The organism is Clostridium sp. CMCC3677, assembly GCF_023845585.1.
Lineage (GTDB): Bacteria > Bacillota > Clostridia > Clostridiales > Clostridiaceae > Clostridium > Clostridium aquiflavi.
Map to the genome: position 1 here is coordinate 1 of NZ_JAMQHS010000137.1, position 212 is coordinate 212.

Consider the following 212-nt stretch of genomic DNA (forward strand, 5'->3'; position numbering starts at 1 on the left):
AAGAAATCAACACCTCTGTCAATAGCCTCTAATATGTTACTTGGTGTTCCAACTCCCATTAAGTATATAGGCTTATCTTCTGGAAGATGTGGTGCAACAGCATCTATTATTCTATACATCTCCTCATGACTTTCTCCAACAGCAAGCCCTCCAATAGCATATCCATCTAAATCCATTTTAACAATTTCTTTAGCATGTTCTATTCTTATATC

The 212-nt window shown here is 35.8% G+C and carries 1 protein-coding gene; it reads right to left on the reverse strand.

The window, feature by feature from the left end; all coding sequences use genetic code 11:
* Positions 1-212: tRNA-guanine transglycosylase (locus NG901_RS16995; RefSeq protein ID WP_252217140.1), on the reverse strand; the 212-nt coding region annotated here is incomplete at both ends.